This is a genomic window from Candidatus Binatia bacterium, from assembly GCA_023150935.1.
Taxonomy (GTDB): Bacteria; Desulfobacterota; Binatia; order HRBIN30; family HRBIN30; genus JAKLJW01.
The window spans coordinates 1-21,586 of sequence record JAKLJW010000054.1 but is presented as its reverse complement, the minus strand read 5'-3'; the positions used below and the strand labels follow the sequence as shown (position 1 = coordinate 21,586).

Genomic DNA, 21,586 nt, shown 5'->3' with positions numbered 1-21,586 from the left:
CGGGAACACGATGGTCAGGGTCAAGTTCGGTATTTTCGCGCCTCAGGTCGGGGTGACGTTCTCGGCCATAAAGGAGCGCGTCGCCCTCGCCGAACGACTGGGATTCCACTCGTTCTGGTTCATGGATCATTTCTGGGCGAAGGGGATGCCCGACCTCGATCACCTCGAGGCCTGGACGCTCATGTCGGCGGTGGCGGCGGTGACCGAGCGCATCGGCATCGGCACGCTCGTGGTCTGCAATTCGTACCGCAACCCGGCCCTGGTGGCGAAGATGGCCGCCAGCCTCGACAACATCAGCAACGGGCGGTTCCTGCTCGGCATCGGCGCCGGGTGGATGGAGGAGGAATACCGCGCCTACGGTTATCCGTTTCCGCCCATCCGCGTGCGGCTGGAGCAGTTCGAGGAGGCGCTAGCGGTAATCAAGCGGATGTTCGCCGAGGACCGCGCCACGTTCCAGGGGAAGTACTATACGATAGAAGAGGCGCCCAATAATCCGAAGCCGCTGCGCAAGCCTCATCCACCGCTGCTAATCGGCGGCGCCGGCGAGAGACATCTCCTCCGCCTCGTTGCCGAGCATGCGGACATCTGGAACTGCCCGAACAACGCGGCGCCGGAGCTGGAGAAGAAACTGGGTGTCCTTGCGCGACACTGCGAAGCCATCGGCCGCGATCCTGCGACCATCGAGGTCTCCGAGCAGTGCATCGTCGTCCTCGCAAGAAACGAGAAGGAGCTCAAGGAAAAGCTGCAGTTCGCGCGGGGAACCCTTGGCGCGGTTTTCGACGTCGATCGTACGGCCCTGAAAGGGACGCCGGAGCAGCTCGTCGAGGCCATCCACGCCCGCCACAAGCAGGGCGTGACTTTCTTCACGATCCTTTTCAGCGACTTCAACCAGCCCGACACGCTCGAGCTCTTCGCCGAACGGGTCGCGCCGGCATTCGCCTGAGCGCAACCGTACCTACCGGCAGCGGATACTCGTCGCGCTGGCAGTGCACTGAGCGGCGGCAAAGGTCACCTCGCCGCGCTCGCCGGCAAGGCCCGCGGCGCTGAAACCCAGTAAATCGGCGGCGGTGCGATTCCGATTCCACAGGTGAAGGTATTATCGGCAGTCGGAATCGAAGCGTGCAGGCGGTACGCACAGAAGCAGGGCGGGAAGCGCGAGGAGTACTGCGAGGCGCTTTGCCCTTGTCGATCTTTCCGCAGCCATCTCTGCCCACATCATACAAGAACATCCTGCTCGCACGCCAAGCGAATTCGGGCGACCCGACGCCGGCGGTCGCGTCGCCGGTCGCCGCGGCTCCCGGCGCCGGGTCTCGGGGCGTGGATTGGCTCGCCGTATTCTGGCGGTAGTATACGGGCATGCGCCCGTCGCTCGTGTGGTTTCGCCACGACTTGCGCCTTGCGGACAACCCGGCTTTGAGCGCCGCGGTTGCCCGCGGGGGACCGGTGATACCGGTGTACATCTGGTCTCCCCAGGAAGAGGGCGAGGCCGCGCCGGGAGCGGCGTCGCGGTGGTGGCTGCACCACTCGCTCGCAAGTCTCGACACCGACCTCCGGGCCCGCGGGTCCGGCCTGGTCGTGCGTCGTGGCGCGGCCGGGGCAACGCTGCGAACCCTCGTCGGCGAGACCGGCGCCGCAGCGGTCTTCTGGAACCGGCGCTACGAACCGCAGACCCTTTCGCGCGATGCGGACATCAAGAACGCCCTGCGAGCCGGAGGTGTGCTCGTCGAGACTTTCAACAGTGGTCTGTTGTTCGAGCCATGGGCGCTCACGACCGGGACCGGCAAGCCCTTTCAGGTCTTCACGCCGTTCTGGAAAGCCGCCCTCGCCGGGAAACCGCCGCTGGGACCGATCGCCGCCCCGCCCGGGCTGCCGGCATCGTCGGTCTGGCCGGCATCGCTGGCGCTCGACGCGCTCGGGCTGCTGCCCGCGTACGACTGGACGGGTGGAATCCGGGCCGCGTGGACACCGGGCGAACACGCCGCGTCCGCGTCGCTCGATCGTTTTCTCCACGATCTGGCGGTCGGCTACGCCGACGATCGAAACCGCCCCGATCTTTCCGGCACATCGCGTTTATCGCCGCACCTCCATTTCGGCGAGATTGGCCCGCGCCAGGTTTTTGCGGCGGCCCGCGCTCAGACGGCCCGCGATCCCGCGTGCGCCGCGGGCATAGACGCTTACCTCCGCGAAATCGGCTGGCGGGAGTTCGCGCACCACGTCCTGTTCCACTTCCCGCGCACAACCACCGAACCACTGCGGCGGGAGTTCGCCGAGTTCCCCTGGGCGCGGAACGACCGGGCGCAGCGCGCCTGGCGTCGGGGTGGCACGGGCTACCCGCTGGTGGACGCCGGCATGCGCGAACTCTGGCACACTGGCTGGATGCACAATCGGGTGCGCATGGTGGCGGCGTCCTTCCTGGTCAAGCACTTGCGCGTTCCCTGGCAGGATGGCGCCGCGTGGTTCTGGGATACCCTGGTCGACGCCGATCTCGCCAACAACACGCTGGGCTGGCAATGGACCGCCGGTTGCGGGGCCGACGCCGCCCCGTTTTTCCGCATCTTCAACCCGGTGACCCAGGGCGACCGGTTCGACCCCGACGGCACGTTCGTGCGGCGCTGGGTTCCGGAGCTGGCAGGATTGCCGACGGGCTGGATCCACAAACCATGGGCGGCCCCCGAACCCGTACGCGCCGCGGCCGGCGTCGTGCTCGATCGCACGTACCCGGCACCAATCGTCGATCACGCGAAGGCGCGCGCCACCGCCCTCACGGCGTTTGCCGCCATCAGACGCGGAGCCTCGAATGCAAGCGTCACCTGATCGCGCACCGGTCGGTGGCCTCGTGCTGCTCACCGGCGCCAGCGGCTACGTCGGCGGACGCCTCCTGCACCAGCTCGAAGCCGCGGGTCGGTCGGTGCGCTGCCTTGCCCGACGGCCGGAGTTCTTGCAGGCGCGAGTGGGACCGCGAACGGAAGTGGTTCGGGGCGATGTGCTCGATCCCGACGGTCTGGCGGCGGCCCTGCGCGGCGTGCGGACGGCCTACTACATGGTCCACGCCATGGGTTCCCCCGGGTCCTTCGAGCAGGAGGATCGGCGCGGAGCGGAGAACTTCGGTCTAGCCGCCAGTGCGGCGGGTGTGAAACGGATCGTCTATCTGGGGGGCCTCGGGGACAGCCATCTCGCGCTTTCTCCGCATCTGCGCAGCCGCCACGAAGTCGGCGACGTATTGCGGGCGTCGGGCGTTCAGGTCATCGAGTTCCGGGCATCGATCATCATCGGCTCGGGCTCGCTGTCGTTCGAAATGATCCGGGCGCTGGCGGAACGGCTTCCGGTGATGCTCACCCCGCGCTGGGTGGCGAACCAGGCGCAGCCGATCGCGATCACCGACGTCCTGCAGTACCTGCTCGCCGCGGCGGAGCTGCGCGTGGACGGCAACCCGGTCTACGAGATCGGCGGGCGCGACGTGGTGTCGTACGAAAACCTCCTCGACGAGTACGGTCGGCAGCGCGGCCTGCGCCGCGTCAAGATCCGTGTTCCCGTCCTGACGCCGCGGCTTTCCAGCCTGTGGCTGGGCTTGGTCACGCCGCTGTATGCACGCGTCGGCCGCAAGCTGATCGACAGCATTTACTACCCGACCGTGGTCCGCGACGACGCTGCCCGCCGCGCATTCGCCATCGAGCCCGTGGGGGTGAAGGATGCCATCGCGGCCGCCCTGCGCAACGAAGATCGCGAGTTCGCCGAAACGCGGTGGTCTGACGCACTGTCGGCGGCCGGCAAGCCTCGGGAATGGGGCGGAGTGCGTTTCGGCAGCCGCCTGGTCGACTCGCGCAGCGTCCACGTCCCGGTGTCGCCGCACGCGGCCTTCACGCCGATTCGCCGACTCGGAGGGCGCACGGGCTGGTACTACGGCGACTGGCTCTGGGATCTCCGCGGATGGCTGGACTTGCTCGCCGGCGGCGTCGGCATGCGGCGCGGACGCCGCGACCCCGAGCAACTCCGTCCGGGCGACGCCATGGACTGTTGGCGAGTGGAAGCGTACGAGCCCGACCGGCGCCTGCGTTTGTTCGCCGAGATGAAGCTCCCGGGCCGGGCATGGCTCGAGTTCGACGTCCGGCCGGCGGGCGATGGCAGCGAGATCCGGCAGACTGCGATCTTCGACCCCGTCGGTCTGTCCGGACTCGCGTACTGGTACGGGGTCTACCCGTTGCACCAGCTCATCTTCGCCGGGATGCTCCGCCGCATCGCAGCCCACGCGCTGGCGGTGCCCGGAGACCGGCGGGCGGCCGCACCCCGGCGATGATTTCTTCCACCGGTCGCCCACTCGGCCCCCAGGTTGCAGCGCCGCCAGACTCATGGTCGAATGAAGGCGAACTCACCATTACTGGACCGCCGGTCGTACCGTCGCCGCCGTATGGGCCGGGGCGTCGCGGCCGGACTGTCGCTGCGAAAGGAGTGGCATATCCATGAGTGACAAAGCGCCGTTCTCTCTTCCCCAACTGCCGTATGCCGACGACGCACTGGAGCCGCACATCTCGAAGAACACCATCGGCTTCCACCACGGCAAGCACCACAAGGCGTACGTCGACAACACGAACAAGCTGGTGTCCGGCACGCCATTGGCCGAGCATTCGCTCGAATCCCTTATCAAGGCGGTCGCCGGAAAGCCCGATCAGATCGGCATTTTCAACAATGCCGCGCAGGTGTGGAATCACACGTTCTACTGGCAGAGCATGCGCAAGGGCGGCGGGGGCAAGCCCCCGCAGAAACTCGATTCGCTGATTGCGCGGGACTTCGGCGACTTCGACAAGTTCAAGGAAGCTCTCGCCACCGCCGCCACGACTCAGTTCGGCAGCGGCTGGGCGTGGCTCGTTTCCGAAGGCGGCAAGCTCAAAGTCGTGAAGACCCCGAATGCCGAGACGCCCCTGACAACGGCGGCGACGCCGCTACTGACCGTCGACGTCTGGGAACACGCTTACTACCTCGATTACCAGAACCGCCGGCCGGATTACGTAGCGACGTTCCTAAACCACCTCGTCAACTGGGATTTCGCGTCGCAGAATCTGGAGAAGGCCTGACGGCCGGTCGAAGAAGTAGGCACCGCCAATCGGGGAGGCCGTGGCAAGCGCGGCCTCCCCGCGGCGAACGACACCCGACCAGCCAGGGACGACAATCGGAGCTTCCCGCCGTCTACTCGCGCCTGATGCCCAGCCTCTTCATCCGGCTCTGCAGCGTGGACGGTTTGAGCCCAAGCACCGCGGCGGCTCCCCCGGGGCCGTAGAGCCGCCCACCGGTGAACGCCAGGGCGCGGCGGATGTGCTCGCGCTCGGCATCCGCCAGCGTGGGCGGCGGAGCAGCCTCGTGAACGGCGGGCAGCGACACCTCCGCCGCCCGGTTGTGCGGGGCGGCGTGCGCGGCGGGGACGTCGAACAGATCGGGTGTGATCGCCGCGCCGCCGGCCATGATCGTTGCCCGCTCGATCACGTTCGCCAACTCGCGAATGTTGCCCGGCCAGGCGTACCCGCGCAGTTGCGCGAGTGCCGCCGGGGTGAGGCCGGCCGAACGCCGCCCCGTGCGACCGGCCTGTTCGGCCAGCAACACCTCGCACAACGCCGGCAGGTCTTCGAACCGCTCCCGCAGCGCCGGCAAGCGGAGCGGGAAGACGTTCAAGCGGTAGAACAGGTCGGGACGAAACCGGCCGGCGGCAAGGGCGCGTTCGAGATCGACCTGCGTCGCGCCGACGATGCGCACATCGACCTTGATGCCGCGGTCGCTGCCAACCGGCTCGAACTGGTTTTCCTGCAGTACGCGCAGCAACTTCGCCTGCAGCTCGAACGGCAACTCGCCGAGTTCGTCGAGCAGGAGCGTGCCGCCGTTTGCCATCTGGAAGCGCCCCATCCGGTCCCGGGTCGCACCGGTGAAGGCACCTTTCACGTGCCCGAACAACTCGCTCTCGAGGAGGCCGGCGGGAATCGCCGCGCAGTTCAAGGCCACGAAAGGTTGCGCCGCCCGCCGACTCCAACGGTGAATCGCCCTGGCCAGACGTTCCTTTCCGGTGCCGGTTTCCCCGAGAATCAGCACCGGCGTATCGGTGGCCGCCACCTGTCGCGCACGGGCGACCACCTCCTGCATCAACGGACTGCGGCTCGACGCCAACACCCCCTCGGGATCGCCGGCCAACTGTTCCTCCAGCAAGCGTACCCGCTCCTGATCCTGCCGATACAAGCGGGCGAGACGCAGGCGTTGCTCGGCGTGGTGGATGGCCAACGCCAGGACCTGCGCGTACACCTGCACGAGATCCGCAACGGGCTGCGGGTACGGCTCGCAACGAGCGCGATCGAGCGTCATGACGCCGAGGCACCGGTCCCCGGCGCATAACGGCACCACCATGCACGCGTGCCCGGGCGGCAGGTCGAGCACGCCATCGAACGGGTCCCCGTCGCCATGCGCATGGTCGTCCTCGGTGAACACCCGGGCCCGTCGCGTCTCGAGCGCTTCCCGAATCGTCGGAAACGACGATAATGCCAGCCGATGCGTGCGAATCGCCGGACCTGCCATCGGACCCCGCGCCGCCCGCACGACGAGATGACCGTCTCTAACCTCGAAGACCGTCGCCAGATCGTAGGGTGCCAGCCGTGCCACCCAGTCCAAACCCCGACGCAGGAGATCGTCCAGACCGTCATCCGCGGCGGCTAGCTGTACCAACTCCTTCAGGTCTTCCGTCAGATCGAGCAACTCGTCCCGCGAAACGTCCATAGCGTCACCATATCGGTGGGCACCGATATTTCAATGCGGCGAACCCCATCCGCGGCGATATATCGGTGCGGGCGAGGCCGGCGGACCGTTTGGCGCCAACCGGATGGTGGAGTAAGAACTGGCACAATCTCTGCTGTCTTCGGAACGTAGGAGCAAAGGAGGAAAGCGATGTACAAGACTCCCAGTCCGCTTCCGGAATCGGCCCGCACGGCGCTGGTCGGAGAGTTGAATCAGCGCCTCGCTGACGGGTTGGACTTGCACAGTCAGATCAAGGTTGCGCACTGGAACGTGCGCGGTCCGCAGTTCGCGGCGCTGCACCCGCTGTTCGAGACGTTCGCGGTGAGCCTGGCGGCACACACCGACGCCATGGCCGAGCGCGCGGTCACGCTCGGCGGTCTTGCCCGCGGCACGGCGCGGTCGGTGGCTGCGCGTTCGAGCCTGCCGGATTATGACGAGACGACCACGCGCGACCTCGAGCACGTGCGGTTGCTCGCGGAGCGCATCGAGGGGTTCCTCGCTGGTGTCCGCGGCACCCGCACCCACGCCGAAAAGGCCGGCGATACGGATACGGTCGATTTGCTGACGGCGATCGTCACCGAATTCGAGAAGCACGCCTGGTTCCTGCGCGCCACCCTGGGCGACTAGCGATTCTGACCTGAACCTCCACCTTCGGCCGCACCTTCGCGGTGGGCGGCAGGAAGAGACTGAGGCAGACCACCGCACCTACACAGGAAGGAGACAAAGACATGCTTACTGTTCGAGACAAACTCCCGAGTTTCGCCATGAAGGCCACGGTGAGCCGCGATCCCGGCAAGGAATTCGCCGACATCACCAACGAGAGCTATCCGGGGAAATGGCTCGTGCTCTTCTACTGGCCGATGGACTTCACCTTCGTCTGCCCGACGGAGATCGCAGAGTTCGGGCACCGTAACGCGGACTTTGCCAAACGCGGCGCGCAGGTACTCGGCGCGAGCACGGACACGCACTACGTCCACCTGGCCTGGCGCCAGCAGCATCCCGAGTTGCGCGACCTCCCGTTCCCGATGCTCGCCGACCTGAAGCGCGAACTGGCGAGCGCGCTGGGCATCCTGCACAAGGATGCCGGTGTGGCCCTGCGCGCAACCTTCATCGTCGACCCTGAGGGAGTGATCCGCTGGGCGAACGTCAATGACCTGTCCGTGGGGCGCAGTGTGGACGAAACCCTGCGCGTGCTGGACGCGTTGCAGACGGGGCAGCTCACCCCCTGCAACTGGACGCCGGGAAAGCCGACTTTGAAATGAGGGCAGATTGGAAGGCTGTTCAGGTGCGGCGAGCCGGGAATTCGGGCGGGTAAAGCGCGCAGGGTGTTAGGGGACTTAGGCAGGTAACCGCCCAACAACCCCCTAACACCCGGACTTGAGCGCGGCGCGCACGTACTCGCGGCGCATCGTGGCGATGTTTTCCAGCGTAATGGCCTTCGGGCAAGCGGCCTCGCATTCGCCGTGATTCGAGCAGTCCCCGAAACCTTCCGCGTCCATCTGTTGCACCATTTCGAGGACACGGCGCGTCCGTTCGGCTTTACCTTGCGGGAGGAGCATCATCTGCCGGATCTTGGCGCCGACGAACAACGACGCCGACGCGTTCGGACACGAGGCCACGCAGGCGCCGCAACCGATACAGGCCGCCGAATCCATCGCCTGCTCGGCGATGTCCTTCGGGATCGGCATCTGGTTGGCCTCGGCGGCCGAGCCGACGTTGATCGAGACGTAGCCGCCGTGCTGGATGACGCGGTCCAGGGCGCTCCGGTCGATCACCAAATCCTTGACGATCGGGAACGCTTTAGCGCGGAACGGTTCGGCAACGATGGCGGCGCCGTCGGGAAACTCGCGCATACGCAGATTGCACGCGGTGACGTTCACCAGCGGTCCGTGAGGTCGGCCGTCGATGACGATACCGCAGGTGCCACAAATGCCTTCGCGGCAGTCGCTATCGAACGCCACCGGTTCACCGCCGGCGCACACGATGTCCTGGTTGAGCTGGTCCAACATCTCGAGAAACGACATGTCCGGGTGAATTCCGGAGACCGCGTAGTCCACCAGATTCCCCGGTTTATCGGGCCCCGCCTGACGCCAGATCTTCAGCGAATAAGATCGCAATCCGTTGCGCGTGCTCATTTGTACTGCCGCGTTGCGAGATGGACGGTGTCGAACTCAAGGGGCTCCCGGTGCAGGCGGGCATCCCCGGTCCGGCCGGCATATTCCCACGCCGACACGAACGAGAAGCGCTCGTCGTCGCGCTTACATTCCCCCTCTTCCGTGCGGTACTCCTCGCGAAAATGGCAGCCGCACGATTCCTCGCGCTCCAGGGCATCCCGGCACATGAGCTCACCCAGCTCGAAGTAATCCGCGACCCGCCCGGCCATCTCCAGTTCCTTATTAAAGTCCTCGCCGCTGCCCGGGACACGCACATTGTTCCAGAACTCGTCGCGCATCGCGCGAATCTTCTCGATGGCACCGCGCAGGCCGGTGGCATTGCGCGCCATACCGACACGATCCCACAGCAACGTCCCAAGCTGGTAGTGGAACTCGCGCACCGACTTTCTGCCGCCGATGGCGAGCAGCTTGCCAACCTGCTCTTTCACCCTCGTTTCGGCCTCGGCGAACGCAGCGTGGTCGGTCGACACGCTGACCAGTCCGCCGCCCGCCAGGTAGTGCCCAAGCGTATGTGGGATCACGAAGTACCCGTCGCAGAGCCCCTGCATCAGCGCGCTGGCACCGAGACGGTTGGCGCCGTGGTCGGAGAAGTTGGCCTCGCCGAGCACGTGCAGGCCCGGGATCGTGCTCATCAAGTTGTAGTCGACCCAGAGGCCGCCCATCGTGTAGTGCGGTGCCGGGTAGATCTGCATCGGCGTCTCGTACGGGTCATGGTTGGTGATCTCGCGATACATCTCGAAGAGGTTACCGTAGCGATCCGCGATCGTTTCCTTGCCGAGCCGTTTAACGGCGTCGCTGAAGTCGAGATAAACGGCGAGCCCGGATCCGACGCCGCGACCTTCGTCGCAGACGAGCTTGGCGGCTCGCGAGGCGATGTCGCGCGGCACGAGGTTGCCGAAAGCCGGGTACATGCGCTCGAGGAAATAGTCGCGCTCGCTCTCGGCGATCTGACCGGGCAGCCGCTTGTCGCCGGCCGCCTTCGGGACCCACACGCGGCCGTCGTTACGCAGGCTTTCGCTCATCAGCGTGAGCTTCGACTGCTGCTCTCCGACGCGCGGAATGCAGGTCGGGTGAATCTGCGTGAAGCAAGGATTGGCGAAGTACGCCCCGCGCTTGTAGCAGCGCCACGCCGCCGTGGCGTTCGAGTTCACCGCGTTCGTCGACAGAAAGAAGACCGTGGAGTAGCCGCCGGTACACAGCAGGACCGCATCGCCGGCGTAGCGCTCGAGGGCACCGGTCACCAGGTTACGGCAGACGACACCGCGGGCGCGGCCGTCAATCACCACGAGATCCAGCATCTCGCGTCGCGGGAACATCTTCACGCCGCCGGCATGCACCTGGCGCATCAACGACCCGTACGCCCCGAGTAGCAGTTGTTGGCCCGTCTGCCCGCGCGCATAGAAAGTCCGGGACACCTGCGCGCCGCCGAACGAGCGATTCGCGAGCATGCCGCCGTATTCGCGGGCGAACGGCACGCCCTGAGCCACGCACTGATCGATGATGTTCACCGACTCCTGCGCCAACCGGTAGACATTGGCTTCGCGGGCCCGGAAATCGCCGCCCTTGACGGTGTCGTAGAACAGGCGAAACACGCTGTCGCCGTCGTTGGGATAATTCTTGGCGGCGTTGATCCCCCCCTGCGCCGCGACGCTGTGCGCTCGCCGTGGGCTGTCCTGGATGCAGAGGTTGACGACGTTGTACCCGAGCTCGGCCAGGCTTGCCGCTGCCGAACCGCCGGCGAGGCCCGTACCGACGACGATAATCGTGAACTTGCGCTTGTTGGCCGGGCTGACCAGCCTGGCGTCGCGCTTGTGCCGCTCCCAGGAGGTCTCGACGGGACCGCTCGGGGCGCGTGAATCCAGCTTTGCTTCGGTGTTGTCGGTGGCCATCGTCACGGCACCATGGCAACGCCGCTCCCGGCAACCGCGGGAGCGAACAGATAGATGTACGGCGGCAAGAGGAAGAAGCCGAGCGCCACGACCGCCGCCACCGCCAGAGCCGCGCTGAACGCCGCTCCGCGCATTCCCGGAGTCAGCGCCCCCAGCGATTGAAACGCACTCCACACCCCGTGGCGCAGGTGGAAGCCCAGGAGCACCATGACCAGCATGTACACGACGACCGGCACCGGCTGCTTGAACGTCTCGACGACCAGACGATAGAGGTCCCGGGCCGGCTCGCCGTCGACGGTCGTCACGTAGCCGTCGGCGACGCCCGGACCGAAACGAAAGTGGAGGACGTGCAGGACGACGAAGACCAGCAACACGCCGCCGGTAACGATCATCGTCCGCGAGGCCAGCGTCTGCTTGCTGGGCGGCCCCTTGCTGACCACCATGGTATTGCGCTGGCGGCGCGCCCGACGGCCGTCGCGCCACACGGCCACGGCGGAGACGGCGTGCAACCCGAACAACGCCAGCAGGCCCAACTCGGCAAGGATCACAAGGACCCCGAGGTCGTGGAGACTCTTTGCGTATGCATTAAACGCCGGGCCACCCACAAACAGGGTCAGGTTGCCGGCTACGTGAGCAATGACGAAGGCGATCAGCGCCACACCGGTGAGTCCGGTCAGTAGCTTCTTGCCGATGGAGGACCAGAGGTGAAAGCGTGCGCTCGCCATGCGAATGCTCGACGCGGCAACCTACCTCACTTTGCCCGATGCGTCACCCCCCGCAGCGCACAACTGCTTGATTATTAGTGGAAATTCTACATCGCATCAGCACGGCTGGCGGATCGGGTCGGCAGCCTTCCGGCAGGCTGTGTCTGGTGTCGGCCGCGGGATGTAGTAACCACATTCTATGGACTGCGGGTTGAAGAGGGATGGCAAATGAGCAGCGACGTCTTCATCCGTCGCAGCCGCATGGCCGCGCCAGCCAGGGCCGTATTCGCGTGGCATGCACGCCCGGGGGCACTCGAGCGCCTCACGCCGCCGTGGACCGCTCTGGAAGTAGTCGACCGGCAGGGCGGCATCGAAAACGGAGCCCGAGTCGTGCTGCGAATCCCGGTCGGTCCGACCTCGGTGAAGTGGGTGGCAGAGCATTGCGATTACGTCGAGGGCCGCCAGTTCCGGGACGTACAGATCGAGGGACCGTTCGCGCGTTGGGAACACACGCACCGTTTCGATCCGGAGGGGCGCAACGCCTCGACACTGGAGGATCGCATCGTCTTCGCGTTGCCGTTCGGCGCCGTCGGGGCCACGGTTGGGAAGGCGGTCGTGCAGCGACTGCTCGATCGTACGTTCGAGTACCGGCACCGTCTGACCGCCGGAGACCTCGATACGCACGCGCGCCACGACGGCCCGCCGCTGCACGTCGCGGTCACCGGCGCTTCCGGGTTGATCGGCTCGGCTCTCGTACCGTTCCTGACCACCGGGGGGCACGCCGTCACGCGGCTCGTGCGCGGCGCCCGCCAGGCCGCCGGCGACAATGCCCGGTGGGATCCGGCCACCGGCGCGGTGGACGTGTCGGGTCGGCCGCCGCTGGACGCGGTGGTACACCTGGCGGGCGAGAACATTGCGGGGCGCCGTTGGACGGCGGACGTGAAAGCGCGGGTACGGTCGAGTCGAGGCAACACGACGCGATTGCTCTGCGAGGCGCTGGCGCGCCTCGACCGGCCGCCGCGGGTACTCGTCTGCGCCTCGGCGATCGGCTTCTACGGGGACCGCGCGGCCGACCCGGTGGACGAGAACAGCGCTGCCGGCGACGGCTTTCTGCCCGAGGTGTGTCGGGAGTGGGAGGCGGCGACATTACCGGCGGCGGAGCGGGGGATTCGCGTGATCAATTTGCGGCTCGGCGTCGTGCTCACGGCTCGTGGCGGAGCGCTCGGCAAGCTGCTCCTGCCGTTCCAGCTCGGAGTCGGCGGCCGTGTGGGCGACGGCAGCCAGCTCATGAGCTGGATCGGCCTCGACGACGTTCTCGGCTGCATCTTGCACGCGCTGCGGACGGAAGGCCTTCACGGGCCCGTCAACGCGGTGGCGCCGGCGGCCGCCACGAACGCCGAGTTCACGCGCGCGCTGGGCCGTGTGCTGGGTCGACCGACGGCGTTCCCCGTACCGGCGGTGGTGGCACGGTTGGCCTTCGGCGAGATGGCTGACGAGATGCTGCTGGCGAGCACTCGCGTGGTACCGGCACGACTGCAGGCGTCGGGTTTCGTCTGGCGCCACGCGCAGTTGATCGACGCGCTGCGCCACACGCTCGGCCGCCGGTAATAGCGGCGCGACCGTGCACCCCGGGGCACTCCGGCCGCGCGCGCGCCGGCGGCGTGGCGCACATCACCGACGGCCCAGCCGCCTCTCCGGTCGTATTCCCCGCTGCCGCTCGCTGGAAGATCGACGAGGTCACGGTGCCGGTGGCGTCACACGCACGGCGCCAGTCATCGGCACGAAGGCCACCGGCGCCACGCGCTCGATGACGAGTTGTCCGTCACGTTTGCGGCCGCGGATCAGATCCTGGCGATCGCCGGTACCGAGCGGCATGACCAGGCGGCCCCCGTCTTTCAACTGCGCCACCAGGGCCGGCGGCACCTGGGGCGCTACGGCCGTAACCATGACCGCGTCGAAGGGTGCCGCCTCCGGCCAACCGAAAAAACCGTCGCCCACCCGGACCGAGACGTTGTCGTAGCCGAGCCTGCGCAATCGCCCCGCGGCGACCGCGGCCAGTGTCGGGTCGATCTCGATCGAGTAGACCTGGGCGGCAACGAGCGCCAGAACGGCGGCCTGATACCCCGAGCCCGTACCGACCTCGAGCACCCGTTCCGTGCCGGTCAATTCGAGCAACTCCGTCATCAATGCCACAACGTACGGCTGCGAAATCGTTTGTCCGCGTTCGATGCCCAGGGCGCGGTCCTCGTACGCACGCGACCTGTCCGCGGGGAGCACGAAGTCCTGGCGCGGCACGCGCTCGATCGCAGCCAGAACCCGGGGGTCGCGAATACCCTCGCCTCGCAGACCGGCGATCAGCCGCGCACGCGGCGCCGCGTAGGTGTCGGCGGGGTCGGTCGGCGGATCGGCGGTCACGGAATTGCAACCCGTGGCGGTGACCAGAGCGAGCGCCAACCCGACCGCCCATCGGCGGCGGGAACACCCAGGCGTCTCGACCGGATACCGCACGGGGCCTCCCTTCCCTCTTACAGACGGGTATTTGGAGCTGTCAAGCGACCGGCGGCAAGCAGGTCGCGCTTGAATGGGGCGAAGGCAGCCCTTAGCATCGGCGCATGCGGGCCCGTGAACGTCTGCGCCAGATCCGCAAGGAGCTCTCGGCGCTGTTTCTCGAACGCGACTCGGTCATCGACGGCGCCATGGTGGCGCTCCTTTCCGGTCACCACATCCTGCTCGTCGGGCCGACCGGAACCGCCAAGTCAATGCTCGCCGACGAGCTCTGTCGACGACTCGAAGGCACGCGTTATTTCCAGTGGCTACTGACCAAGTTCACGACGCCGGAGGAGCTGTTCGGCGCCGTGTCGTTGCGAGCGCTCGAAAACGACGATTATCGCCGGGTCACGGCGCAGAAGTTACCGGAAGCTCACATCGCCTTTCTCGACGAGGTCTTCAAGGCCAGTTCCTCGATCCTCAACACCGTCCTGACCCTCGTGAACGAGCGCCGCTTTCACAACGGACGCGAAGTCGTCGACGTGCCCCTCGTCACCCTGTTCGGCGCCAGCAACGAACTGCCGGAAGACGACGAGCTCCAGGCGCTCTACGACCGGTTTCTCCTGCGCTACGTCGTCGACTACATCGCCGACGATTTCCGCTTTCTGCGCATGCTGGAGGGCCGGGCGGCAGAGCGGCGCACCACACTCTCGCTGACCGACCTGCGCGAGCTGCAGGAAGGTGCCCGGCAAGTTGCAGTGCCGCCGCCGGCCTACCGTGCGCTCGCCGACATCCGTCGCGAACTGGGCGGCAAGCAGCTCGTGGCTTCCGATCGTCGCTACCAGCAGGCGGTGTCGGCGCTCCGGGCCCACGCGTACCTCCACGATCGAGACATCGTGACCGACGACGATCTCTTTCTCCTCGAACACATCCTCTGGCACCAACCAACCGAACGCGCCGAAATACACGGCGTCATACACCAGCTACTGCGCGGCTATGAGGAGGACGCGAAAGCCCTGCTCTTCCAGACTCAAGAGCTGCGCGATTACGCCCACCGCCACTGGGAAAACCACGAACTACGCAGTCGCGCCGTCGTCGAGGCCCACACGAAGATTCGCAACATCCTCGCCAAGGTGGCCGCGATCCTCGACGAGGCACGAAACAACGGGCGACCGCTCGATACCGTGCAGCGCGTAAAGCACGAGATCGAAGGCATCCAGCAGGCGATGCTGGAAGCTCTGTGACGACCCGTCGGAACGGCCGATGGGACCCCCCCGAGCGCGCATCGCGGACTTGCACACGCACTGGATCGAGGCTGACGCCTACGACCGGGCCGCGCTGCGCCGCCTGGCGGCGGACTCCCCGTCGTTACGGGCGCTGGAGGAAAGCGGCAGTCGGCTCCTCCCCCATTTCGACGGGTTTGTCCTCGACCTCTTCGCCGCCTTGTTCAAGCTCAACATCGTCGTATACCCGGAGTCCGCCGTTGTACCGAGTGCGGGCTTCTACAAGCTCCTCCTCGGGCAGATCGTCGGCAGCCCGGCCTTCGAGGTGCTCCGCCGCGGGACGGTCCTCGACGAGGCGAAGGCCGGCCTGGCGGCGGTCATGCTCGGAGATCGCTTGCTGGCGCTGCTGAAGTCGGAGCGCATCGTCACCCGCGCCGAAATGCTCGATTTCTGGAACCTGGAGCATACCGAAGCGGAGCTGGCGGGACGGCAGGCCCAGGCCGCCACCGCGCGAGATCTCGAGGGTCAGGCCAGGTCGGCCGGACGGCGCCAACTCGGCGAACTTGCCCAACGCCTCGGGCGTGAAGCGGAGGTCGCCGCGCGCCGGCTGGAACAGAAGGCCGCCAAGTTCCACGCCGAAGCCCGGGAGAGCACCGAGCGACACGGGCCTCGCATCTCCGGCGCCGCCGCGGACGTGGCCGCCACCATGGAGCAGACTGCAGCCGACGCCGACAGTTTCAGTCTCCAGCTCGGCGGCGGCGATCGCAGCCGGGCCGGCGCCCAGCTCGAACTCGGCAAACAACTCGCCGACAACCCGAAACTGAAGAAGCTGAGCCGTCTGGTCGGAAGCATGCGCACGTTCGCCTGGGCATTACGGCGACGGCTGTTCGAACGCGCCACCGACGAGGTCTTCGACGTCGAGCTGGGAGCGGAGTTGAGCCGACTCCTGCCGCACGAACTGCTCGCGTTGCGCCATCCCGTCCTGCATCGCGATTTCGCCCGCCGACTGGTCGACGCCCGTCTCACGCAGTACGCAATTCGCGGCACCGAGACGAAGGGTCGCGGACCGATGGTTGTGTGCCTCGACGGCAGTTCGTCGATGGCAGGCGACAAGGAGATCTGGGCCAAGGCGATATCGCTGACACTGCTGGACATCGCCCAGCGTCAGCGCCGGCGTTTCCGGGCGATCTGTTTTGCCGCCGCAGACACGCCGCTGCACATTCTCGACCTGAACCCTCGCCAGCGCTACGCGACGGACATCGAGCACGTCTTCGCGCTGGCCGAGTACTTCCCCGGTGGCGGCACCGACTTCCAGAAACCGCTCACCGCCGCCCTCGAGTGCCTGCGCGGCGCGCGCTTCAAACGCGGCGACATCGTCTTCATTACCGACGGCGAGTGCCGCGTCGATCCCGACTGGCTCTGCAACTTCATGCGCGAGAAGACGCAACTGGGATTCGCGCTCTTCTCCGTACTCATCGATGTCGGATCGAGTTCGCTGGGCGCCTTGAAGGAGTTCAGCGACCAGATTACCACCGTCACCCAGCTCACCAGCGAAGCCGGCCGGGAGGTCTTCCTGAGGATGTAAGGCCACGGGGCGGGCATGCGTGAAGAGAGCCGGGATCGCCGGTCATACCGGAACGAGGAAAGGCGCTGCGAACCTTGAAGGCTGATATCCGTAGTCCCCGGTGGGCGTTTCGGCGGTGCCGCCGTCGGGAGTCGGTGCCGCCACCGATCCCCGAACTTCGGCCGCCGGTCCCTACCCTCTCGATCGTCGTGCCCACCCTCGACGAAGGAACCAGGCTCGCGGACACACTTGCCCGCGCCCGGGCGCATGGGGTAGCCGAGATTATCGTCGTCGATGGAGGCAGCACTGACGCAACCTGCGCCGTCGCCCGAGCGCACGCCGATATCGTACTGGCAGCGCCGCGTGGCCGCGCCTTCCAGATGAACGCCGGCGCAGGCCGGGCCAGCGGCGACGTTCTCCTCTTTCTGCATGCCGACACGTTGCTCCCGCCCGGGTTCGTCGGCGCCGTGCGCACGGCCCTCGCCGCCGACGATGTCGTCGGCGGGCGTTTCGATGTCGATCTGGAACCGTCGAGCCCGCTGCTCCGGCTCACGAGCGCGCTGATCAACCTCCGCTCGCGCCTGTCGCGCATCGCCACCGGAGACCAGGCCATCTTCGTCCGCCGCGAAGTATTCGTACGGCTCGGCGGATACGCTTCGATACCGTTGATGGAAGACCTCGACCTGAGCCGCCGCATGAAACGCGCCGGCGGCATCGCGTGTCTTCGGGAACGAGTGACCACGTCGTCGCGGCGCTGGCGTCACGACGGCGTGGTCCGCACCATCTTGCTGATGTGGACGCTGCGTTTCCTGTACTTCGCGGGCGTCCCCGCGGAGCGCTTGCGGCGCTTCTACGCCAACACGCGCTGACCGGCCATCGTTGTGCCGTAAGCTAGACCGCGGGTAGGATTCCGTTCGGTCGCGGCGAACCGACACACCTGTCAAGGATTTCAGTTGAAAGGACGCGCTCGAATGTATGCCACCCTGGACGTAAGAGAAGACGGTCCCGTGAGCTGGCTCACGCTCAACCGGCCCGACTCGTTGAACGCGCTCACGACGCAGATGGTCGCGGACTTGCGGGACTATTTCGACCGTCTGACGACGGACACCACGATCCGCATCGTCGTCATACGCGGCGCCGGGCGCGCGTTCTGTGCCGGGCTTGACCTCAAGGAGGCCGCTGCCGGAGCCGTCAGCGGCAGCGTCGCGGACCTCCTGCGGCGCCAGCGCAGCATCAGTGAACTGGCGATCCGTATGCGCCACGTTCCACAACCGATCATTGCATGCGTCCACGGCCCCGCCTGCGGTGGTGGCTTCGCGCTGGCGCTGGCCGCCGACGTGCGCATCGCCGGTGAATCAATGCGCATGAACGCGGCGTTCATCCGCATCGGGCTGTCGGGTTGCGAAATCGGCGTCAGCTACTTCCTTCCCCGCATCGTCGGCGTCTCGGTCGCATCGGAGTTGCTGCTCACCGGCCGGTTCATTCACGCGCCACGCGCTCTGGCGACCGGCCTCGTGTCGGAGATCGTCCCGGATACCGAGATGGAGGCCGCGGCGCGCCGCCTGTGCGAAGACATGCTCACGACCTCGCCGCTCGGGTTGCGGCTCACCAAGGAGTGTCTGAACGCCAGCCTGGACGCCGGTAGTCTCGAGCACGTCATCGCGATGGAGGACCGCAACCAGGTGCTCTGCACACAGACGGGCGATGTGCACGAGGGGGTACTCGCGTTCCTGGAGAAGCGGCCGCCGGCGTATCGGGATCGATAGACCGCGCACGACTGGGCCCGGAAGCACGTGGGTGCAAGTGGTTGGCTCGCGAATAGCTTCGGTTCCCGCTGACTGTTCGCCCGTGAGGTTCGATTGACATCATGATGCCTCCTCCCTAGCATCACGGCATGCGAACGACCCTCACGCTCGACGAAGACGTAGCCGCCAAGCTCCGCGCGGAGACACGCCGCAGCGGACGCAGCTTCAAGGAGGCCGTCAACGAATTCCTGAGAATTGGGCTGAACAGCCGGCGCCCGGCGAAGCCGCCAGCTCGATTCCGCATCCGTGCCCGCTCGCTCGGCCGCCTCAAGCCCGGCCTCAGCCTGGACAATGTCAGTGCGTTGCTGGAGGAAGCCGAGGGGCCGGTTCACCGATGACGCTCATCGACGCGAACCTCCTCCTCTATGCCTATCACCCGCAGTCGGAGCATCACGCAGCGGCCCGTGCGTGGCTGGAGGAGCGCTTTGCCGGCCCGCAGCCGGTTCGTCTCGCCTGGATGAGCGTCCTGGCCTTTCTGCGGATCATCACCAGCCCGCGCATCTTCGAACGACCGCTCACCATGCACGAGGCGCGCGGGGTCGTCGCCGGTTGGCTCGATCTTCCCTGCGTCGCGATGATCGAGCCCGGGGATCGGCACTGGCAGATCCTTTCCACACTGCTGCACGAGGGCCAGGTGACCGGCGCGCTGGTGATGGACGCGGCGCTGGCGGCGCTGGCCATCGAGCACGGCGCCGTCCTCTGTACGACGGACCGCGATTTCGCGCGGTTTCGCAACGTGAAGACGTTGAATCCGCTGGACTCGTAGAGGACGTCGGTTGATGCGCTTGAACGTGAGAACTCCCGACAGCTCCGGACAGGCACCTATTCTCCTGCAGTAAAGACACCGGGCTTCGACGCTCGCCAGAATTGACCCGCCCCAGCTTGTCTGACTAGACCCACCGTTGACCTGACCAAGTGCGTGTGGTCCGGTTCTCCGATTTTCGTCTCGGACGACCAGATGCGTCGCAAGCGCCCGTGCCGGATCTGCCGGCGCTGGTTTGTTCCGCATCCACGCGCCCCCGATCGGCAGCACGTGGGCAGCTCATGTGGACGCTCCGCGACATCCCCACCAAGGTCATGCTCGGTCCCCGTGACGGTATGCCGCGCCGGCTCGCCGGTACAGGTGCAGGCGGCGCGCTGGCCAGTCAGGCGACGCGTGACGAGACGTGCTGGGTGTCTAACACCGGGCTCGCCGGCGTGCGCGAGTAGCCGGCCTTGCGCTCATGGGACGAGCCAACGAGGACTCGCAACGCCCTTGCCAGAAAAGCCGCGTGGGCATAGGGTATGCGCATCGATTGTTCCATCGGAGGCAACATGAAAAGCGCGCGCAAGATAGCAACCAACGTGTCGGCCAAAGCCGAGATCGTGCGCGAGGCAAAGGCATTGGGCTTGAACCTGTCGGCGGTGTTCGAAGCCGCGGTGGCCGAGGCGGTACGGCGCAAGCGGCGCGACGCCTGGCTCGAAGAAAATCGCGACGCCATCGAGTCGTACAACGATTTGGTGGTACGCGACGGGCTGTTTAGCGATGGCTGGCGGAAGTTCTGATGGCGCAGTTCGATCTCTTCCGGCACAAGCGCAGCAAACGCTATCCCTTCCTGCTCGATCTGCAGGCCGATTTGTTGCGTGACCTGGCGACGCGGGTGGTCGCGCCGCTGACAACGGTCAGGAGACTGCGCGGCAAACCGATTAGCCGGCTCAATCCGACGGTCGAAATCGAGGGAACGGAATACGCGGTCATCTTGCAGGAGCTGGCGGCCGTACCAACCCGGGCGCTCGGTACGGCTGCCGGAAATCTGCATGACCGTCGTGCCGAACTAATCGCCGCGCTCGATCTGCTGTTCACCGGCATCTGAGCTGACGGCTCGCTGCCGCTGAGACTGGGCATTTCCGGGCGAGTACGCGCCGTTCTGCGGTTCGCCCGTAACCGCCCTTCACATGGGGCGGATCTCGAGCTTGGCGTAGGGAAAGACGGGCTGCGGGTGCGGGCCAGCGCCGGCTCGGGATCGTTTCGGCGCACGAGGAAGCTGCAACACTACCTCAAGGAGGCGCGGGCGCAGGTGGAGGCGGTCAAGCAACTGGCCACCGATGCCGCGCAGGGAGTTATCGCCGGCGTGAGCGCCAGCAACAACGGCAGCGACAGCGGGCAGGCACCGCCGTATGGGTGCTGGACACCTCCCAGGGTAAGGGGTCACCCGAGCCCCTGCCCTCGCCCCTGCCCCTGCCCCTGCCCATACGTCAGGCCAAACCGGGCTGGGAATTGGGGTGCGTCTGGCGCCGCGAGACGCTGGGTCAGGCCCGCGTTCGCCAAGCCGTAGCCGCCGTTCGAGACGAAGCCGAGGCGTTTGCTCAGTCGCAGCGTGATCCGCAGCGCGTCCAACCGCCCGCTCGCCTCTTGCAGAGTCTCCATCTTGTTCGCGCGGCGATTGGCAACCGTAACCGAGACCAGCATCTGTAGCGCATCTTCGAGCATGACGCGGCCCAGCAGCCCGCGCTGCGCGCGGGGAAAACGATTCACATATGTGTACAGGCCAGCGCAAAGGTCGTACGACTTCTGCGCCACCGGAATCAGGTCGGAAGCCATTCGTTGATCTCCTCGTTCGATAGTGTCGGCTCGAGGTCGAGCCGCATGCACCAGCAACCGGCTTACCGCTCGTTCACGCCTGCAACTCAGCTTCAGGCCGGCACGCAATCGTCCGGCAAGTATCCGGGGGCTCCGCCGGCGGACGGGCAAAAAGACGCCCGCCCACCGGCGCGCGCCAGTCCGCCGAGGACGTGCGGAAACGGTGCCTGTCCCCCGTAGCCTTGGCGAAGGGGACCTCGTCCCCCGTAGCCTTGGCGAAGGGGACCTCGTCCCCCGTAGCCTTGGCGAAGGGGGAAACTAGCGGGCGCAACGGAAGCCGATGCTGATGTACGCATCGGACGGCTGGACGTAGCCGAAGACCGCGAGCGGGCCGGCAAGCGGACCGTGGCCGAAG

General features: G+C 66.6%; 22 protein-coding genes. 16 read left to right on the top strand and 6 right to left on the bottom strand.

What is annotated here, in order from left to right:
* Window positions 1-10: 10 nt before the first annotated feature.
* The 4 genes from L6Q96_21005 to L6Q96_20990 all read left to right on the top strand — a co-directional run bounded on the left by L6Q96_21005 (window position 11) and on the right by L6Q96_20990 (window position 5,069).
* A complete protein-coding gene (locus tag L6Q96_21005) occupies window positions 11-943 on the top strand; it encodes an LLM class F420-dependent oxidoreductase (GenBank protein ID MCK6557030.1) in 933 nt (310 codons plus the stop codon).
* Window positions 944-1,356: 413 nt separating this feature from the next.
* Window positions 1,357-2,814, top strand: a complete 1,458-nt coding sequence (locus L6Q96_21000; protein ID MCK6557029.1) for a DNA photolyase family protein — start codon at window positions 1,357-1,359, stop codon at window positions 2,812-2,814.
* Window positions 2,798-4,294: an SDR family oxidoreductase gene (locus L6Q96_20995; GenBank protein MCK6557028.1), complete on the top strand. Its 1,497-nt coding sequence runs from the start codon at window positions 2,798-2,800 to the stop codon at window positions 4,292-4,294. The genes L6Q96_21000 and L6Q96_20995 overlap by 17 nt, the downstream gene beginning before the upstream one ends.
* A 163-nt stretch (window positions 4,295-4,457) precedes the next feature.
* Complete coding sequence (locus L6Q96_20990; GenBank protein ID MCK6557027.1) at window positions 4,458-5,069, top strand: superoxide dismutase; 612 nt, start codon at window positions 4,458-4,460, stop codon at window positions 5,067-5,069.
* Window positions 5,070-5,181: 112 nt separating this feature from the next.
* Here the strand turns inward: L6Q96_20990 and L6Q96_20985 are convergent, their stop codons facing one another.
* Entirely contained in the window at window positions 5,182-6,747 is a 1,566-nt protein-coding gene (locus L6Q96_20985; GenBank protein ID MCK6557026.1) for a sigma 54-interacting transcriptional regulator, read from the bottom strand.
* 168 nt (window positions 6,748-6,915) lie between these two features.
* Between L6Q96_20985 and dps the strand changes: the two genes are divergently transcribed.
* Together dps and L6Q96_20975 are read left to right on the top strand one after the other, a co-directional pair.
* Window positions 6,916-7,392, top strand: coding sequence for a DNA starvation/stationary phase protection protein Dps (dps, locus tag L6Q96_20980; GenBank protein ID MCK6557025.1), 477 nt, complete (start codon window positions 6,916-6,918; stop codon window positions 7,390-7,392).
* A 101-nt stretch (window positions 7,393-7,493) separates the two neighbouring features.
* Complete coding sequence (locus L6Q96_20975) at window positions 7,494-8,027, top strand: peroxiredoxin (protein ID MCK6557024.1); 534 nt, start codon at window positions 7,494-7,496, stop codon at window positions 8,025-8,027.
* Window positions 8,028-8,129: 102 nt separating this feature from the next.
* On the opposite strand, the gene L6Q96_20970 is transcribed toward L6Q96_20975, so the two are convergent.
* From L6Q96_20970 to L6Q96_20960, 3 genes are read right to left on the bottom strand one after another with little or no spacing between them, the layout of a single operon-like run.
* Window positions 8,130-8,900 carry a succinate dehydrogenase/fumarate reductase iron-sulfur subunit gene (locus L6Q96_20970; GenBank protein ID MCK6557023.1) on the bottom strand — a complete coding sequence of 257 codons (771 nt, stop codon included), beginning with the start codon at window positions 8,898-8,900 and terminating at the stop codon, window positions 8,130-8,132.
* On the bottom strand, window positions 8,897-10,828 hold the full coding sequence (locus L6Q96_20965; GenBank protein MCK6557022.1) for a fumarate reductase/succinate dehydrogenase flavoprotein subunit: 1,932 nt from the start codon (window positions 10,826-10,828) through the stop codon (window positions 8,897-8,899). Before L6Q96_20965 ends, L6Q96_20970 begins: the two co-directional genes overlap by 4 nt.
* A 2-nt stretch (window positions 10,829-10,830) precedes the next feature.
* The gene (locus L6Q96_20960; GenBank protein MCK6557021.1) at window positions 10,831-11,553 is read right to left on the bottom strand and encodes a succinate dehydrogenase; all 723 of its coding nucleotides are present in this window, start codon (window positions 11,551-11,553) and stop codon (window positions 10,831-10,833) included.
* Window positions 11,554-11,760: 207 nt separating this feature from the next.
* Here L6Q96_20960 and L6Q96_20955 point away from each other — a divergent pair, with 207 nt between their 5' ends.
* Window positions 11,761-13,140: a TIGR01777 family oxidoreductase gene (locus L6Q96_20955; GenBank protein MCK6557020.1), complete on the top strand. Its 1,380-nt coding sequence runs from the start codon at window positions 11,761-11,763 to the stop codon at window positions 13,138-13,140.
* Between the two features lie 129 nt (window positions 13,141-13,269).
* On the opposite strand, the gene L6Q96_20950 is transcribed toward L6Q96_20955, so the two are convergent.
* Entirely contained in the window at window positions 13,270-14,040 is a 771-nt protein-coding gene (locus L6Q96_20950; GenBank protein ID MCK6557019.1) for a protein-L-isoaspartate(D-aspartate) O-methyltransferase, read from the bottom strand.
* A 104-nt stretch (window positions 14,041-14,144) separates the two neighbouring features.
* On the opposite strand from L6Q96_20950, the gene L6Q96_20945 reads away from it, so the two are divergent.
* From L6Q96_20945 to L6Q96_20905, 9 genes are all read left to right on the top strand, one after another.
* Window positions 14,145-15,263 carry an AAA family ATPase gene (locus L6Q96_20945; protein ID MCK6557018.1) on the top strand — a complete coding sequence of 373 codons (1,119 nt, stop codon included), beginning with the start codon at window positions 14,145-14,147 and terminating at the stop codon, window positions 15,261-15,263.
* Window positions 15,264-15,282: 19 nt separating this feature from the next.
* Window positions 15,283-16,827 carry a VWA domain-containing protein gene (locus tag L6Q96_20940; protein MCK6557017.1) on the top strand — a complete coding sequence of 515 codons (1,545 nt, stop codon included), beginning with the start codon at window positions 15,283-15,285 and terminating at the stop codon, window positions 16,825-16,827.
* Window positions 16,828-16,961: 134 nt separating this feature from the next.
* Entirely contained in the window at window positions 16,962-17,675 is a 714-nt protein-coding gene (locus L6Q96_20935; protein MCK6557016.1) for a TIGR04283 family arsenosugar biosynthesis glycosyltransferase, read from the top strand.
* A gap of 102 nt (window positions 17,676-17,777) precedes the next feature.
* Window positions 17,778-18,572, top strand: coding sequence for an enoyl-CoA hydratase-related protein (locus L6Q96_20930; protein MCK6557015.1), 795 nt, complete (start codon window positions 17,778-17,780; stop codon window positions 18,570-18,572).
* 128 nt (window positions 18,573-18,700) lie between these two features.
* Window positions 18,701-18,949: a DUF2191 domain-containing protein gene (locus tag L6Q96_20925; GenBank protein ID MCK6557014.1), complete on the top strand. Its 249-nt coding sequence runs from the start codon at window positions 18,701-18,703 to the stop codon at window positions 18,947-18,949.
* Window positions 18,946-19,377: a PIN domain-containing protein gene (locus L6Q96_20920; protein MCK6557013.1), complete on the top strand. Its 432-nt coding sequence runs from the start codon at window positions 18,946-18,948 to the stop codon at window positions 19,375-19,377. Before L6Q96_20925 ends, L6Q96_20920 begins: the two co-directional genes overlap by 4 nt.
* A gap of 278 nt (window positions 19,378-19,655) precedes the next feature.
* Window positions 19,656-19,820 carry a hypothetical protein gene (locus L6Q96_20915; protein MCK6557012.1) on the top strand — a complete coding sequence of 55 codons (165 nt, stop codon included), beginning with the start codon at window positions 19,656-19,658 and terminating at the stop codon, window positions 19,818-19,820.
* Window positions 19,821-19,925: 105 nt separating this feature from the next.
* The gene (locus L6Q96_20910) at window positions 19,926-20,156 is read left to right on the top strand and encodes a type II toxin-antitoxin system CcdA family antitoxin (protein ID MCK6557011.1); all 231 of its coding nucleotides are present in this window, start codon (window positions 19,926-19,928) and stop codon (window positions 20,154-20,156) included.
* Window positions 20,156-20,464, top strand: coding sequence for a CcdB family protein (locus L6Q96_20905; GenBank protein MCK6557010.1), 309 nt, complete (start codon window positions 20,156-20,158; stop codon window positions 20,462-20,464). The genes L6Q96_20910 and L6Q96_20905 overlap by 1 nt, the downstream gene beginning before the upstream one ends.
* 335 nt (window positions 20,465-20,799) lie before the next feature.
* Here the strand turns inward: L6Q96_20905 and L6Q96_20900 are convergent, their stop codons facing one another.
* The gene (locus L6Q96_20900) at window positions 20,800-21,192 is read right to left on the bottom strand and encodes a four helix bundle protein (protein ID MCK6557009.1); all 393 of its coding nucleotides are present in this window, start codon (window positions 21,190-21,192) and stop codon (window positions 20,800-20,802) included.
* Between the last annotated feature and the right edge of the window lie 394 nt (window positions 21,193-21,586).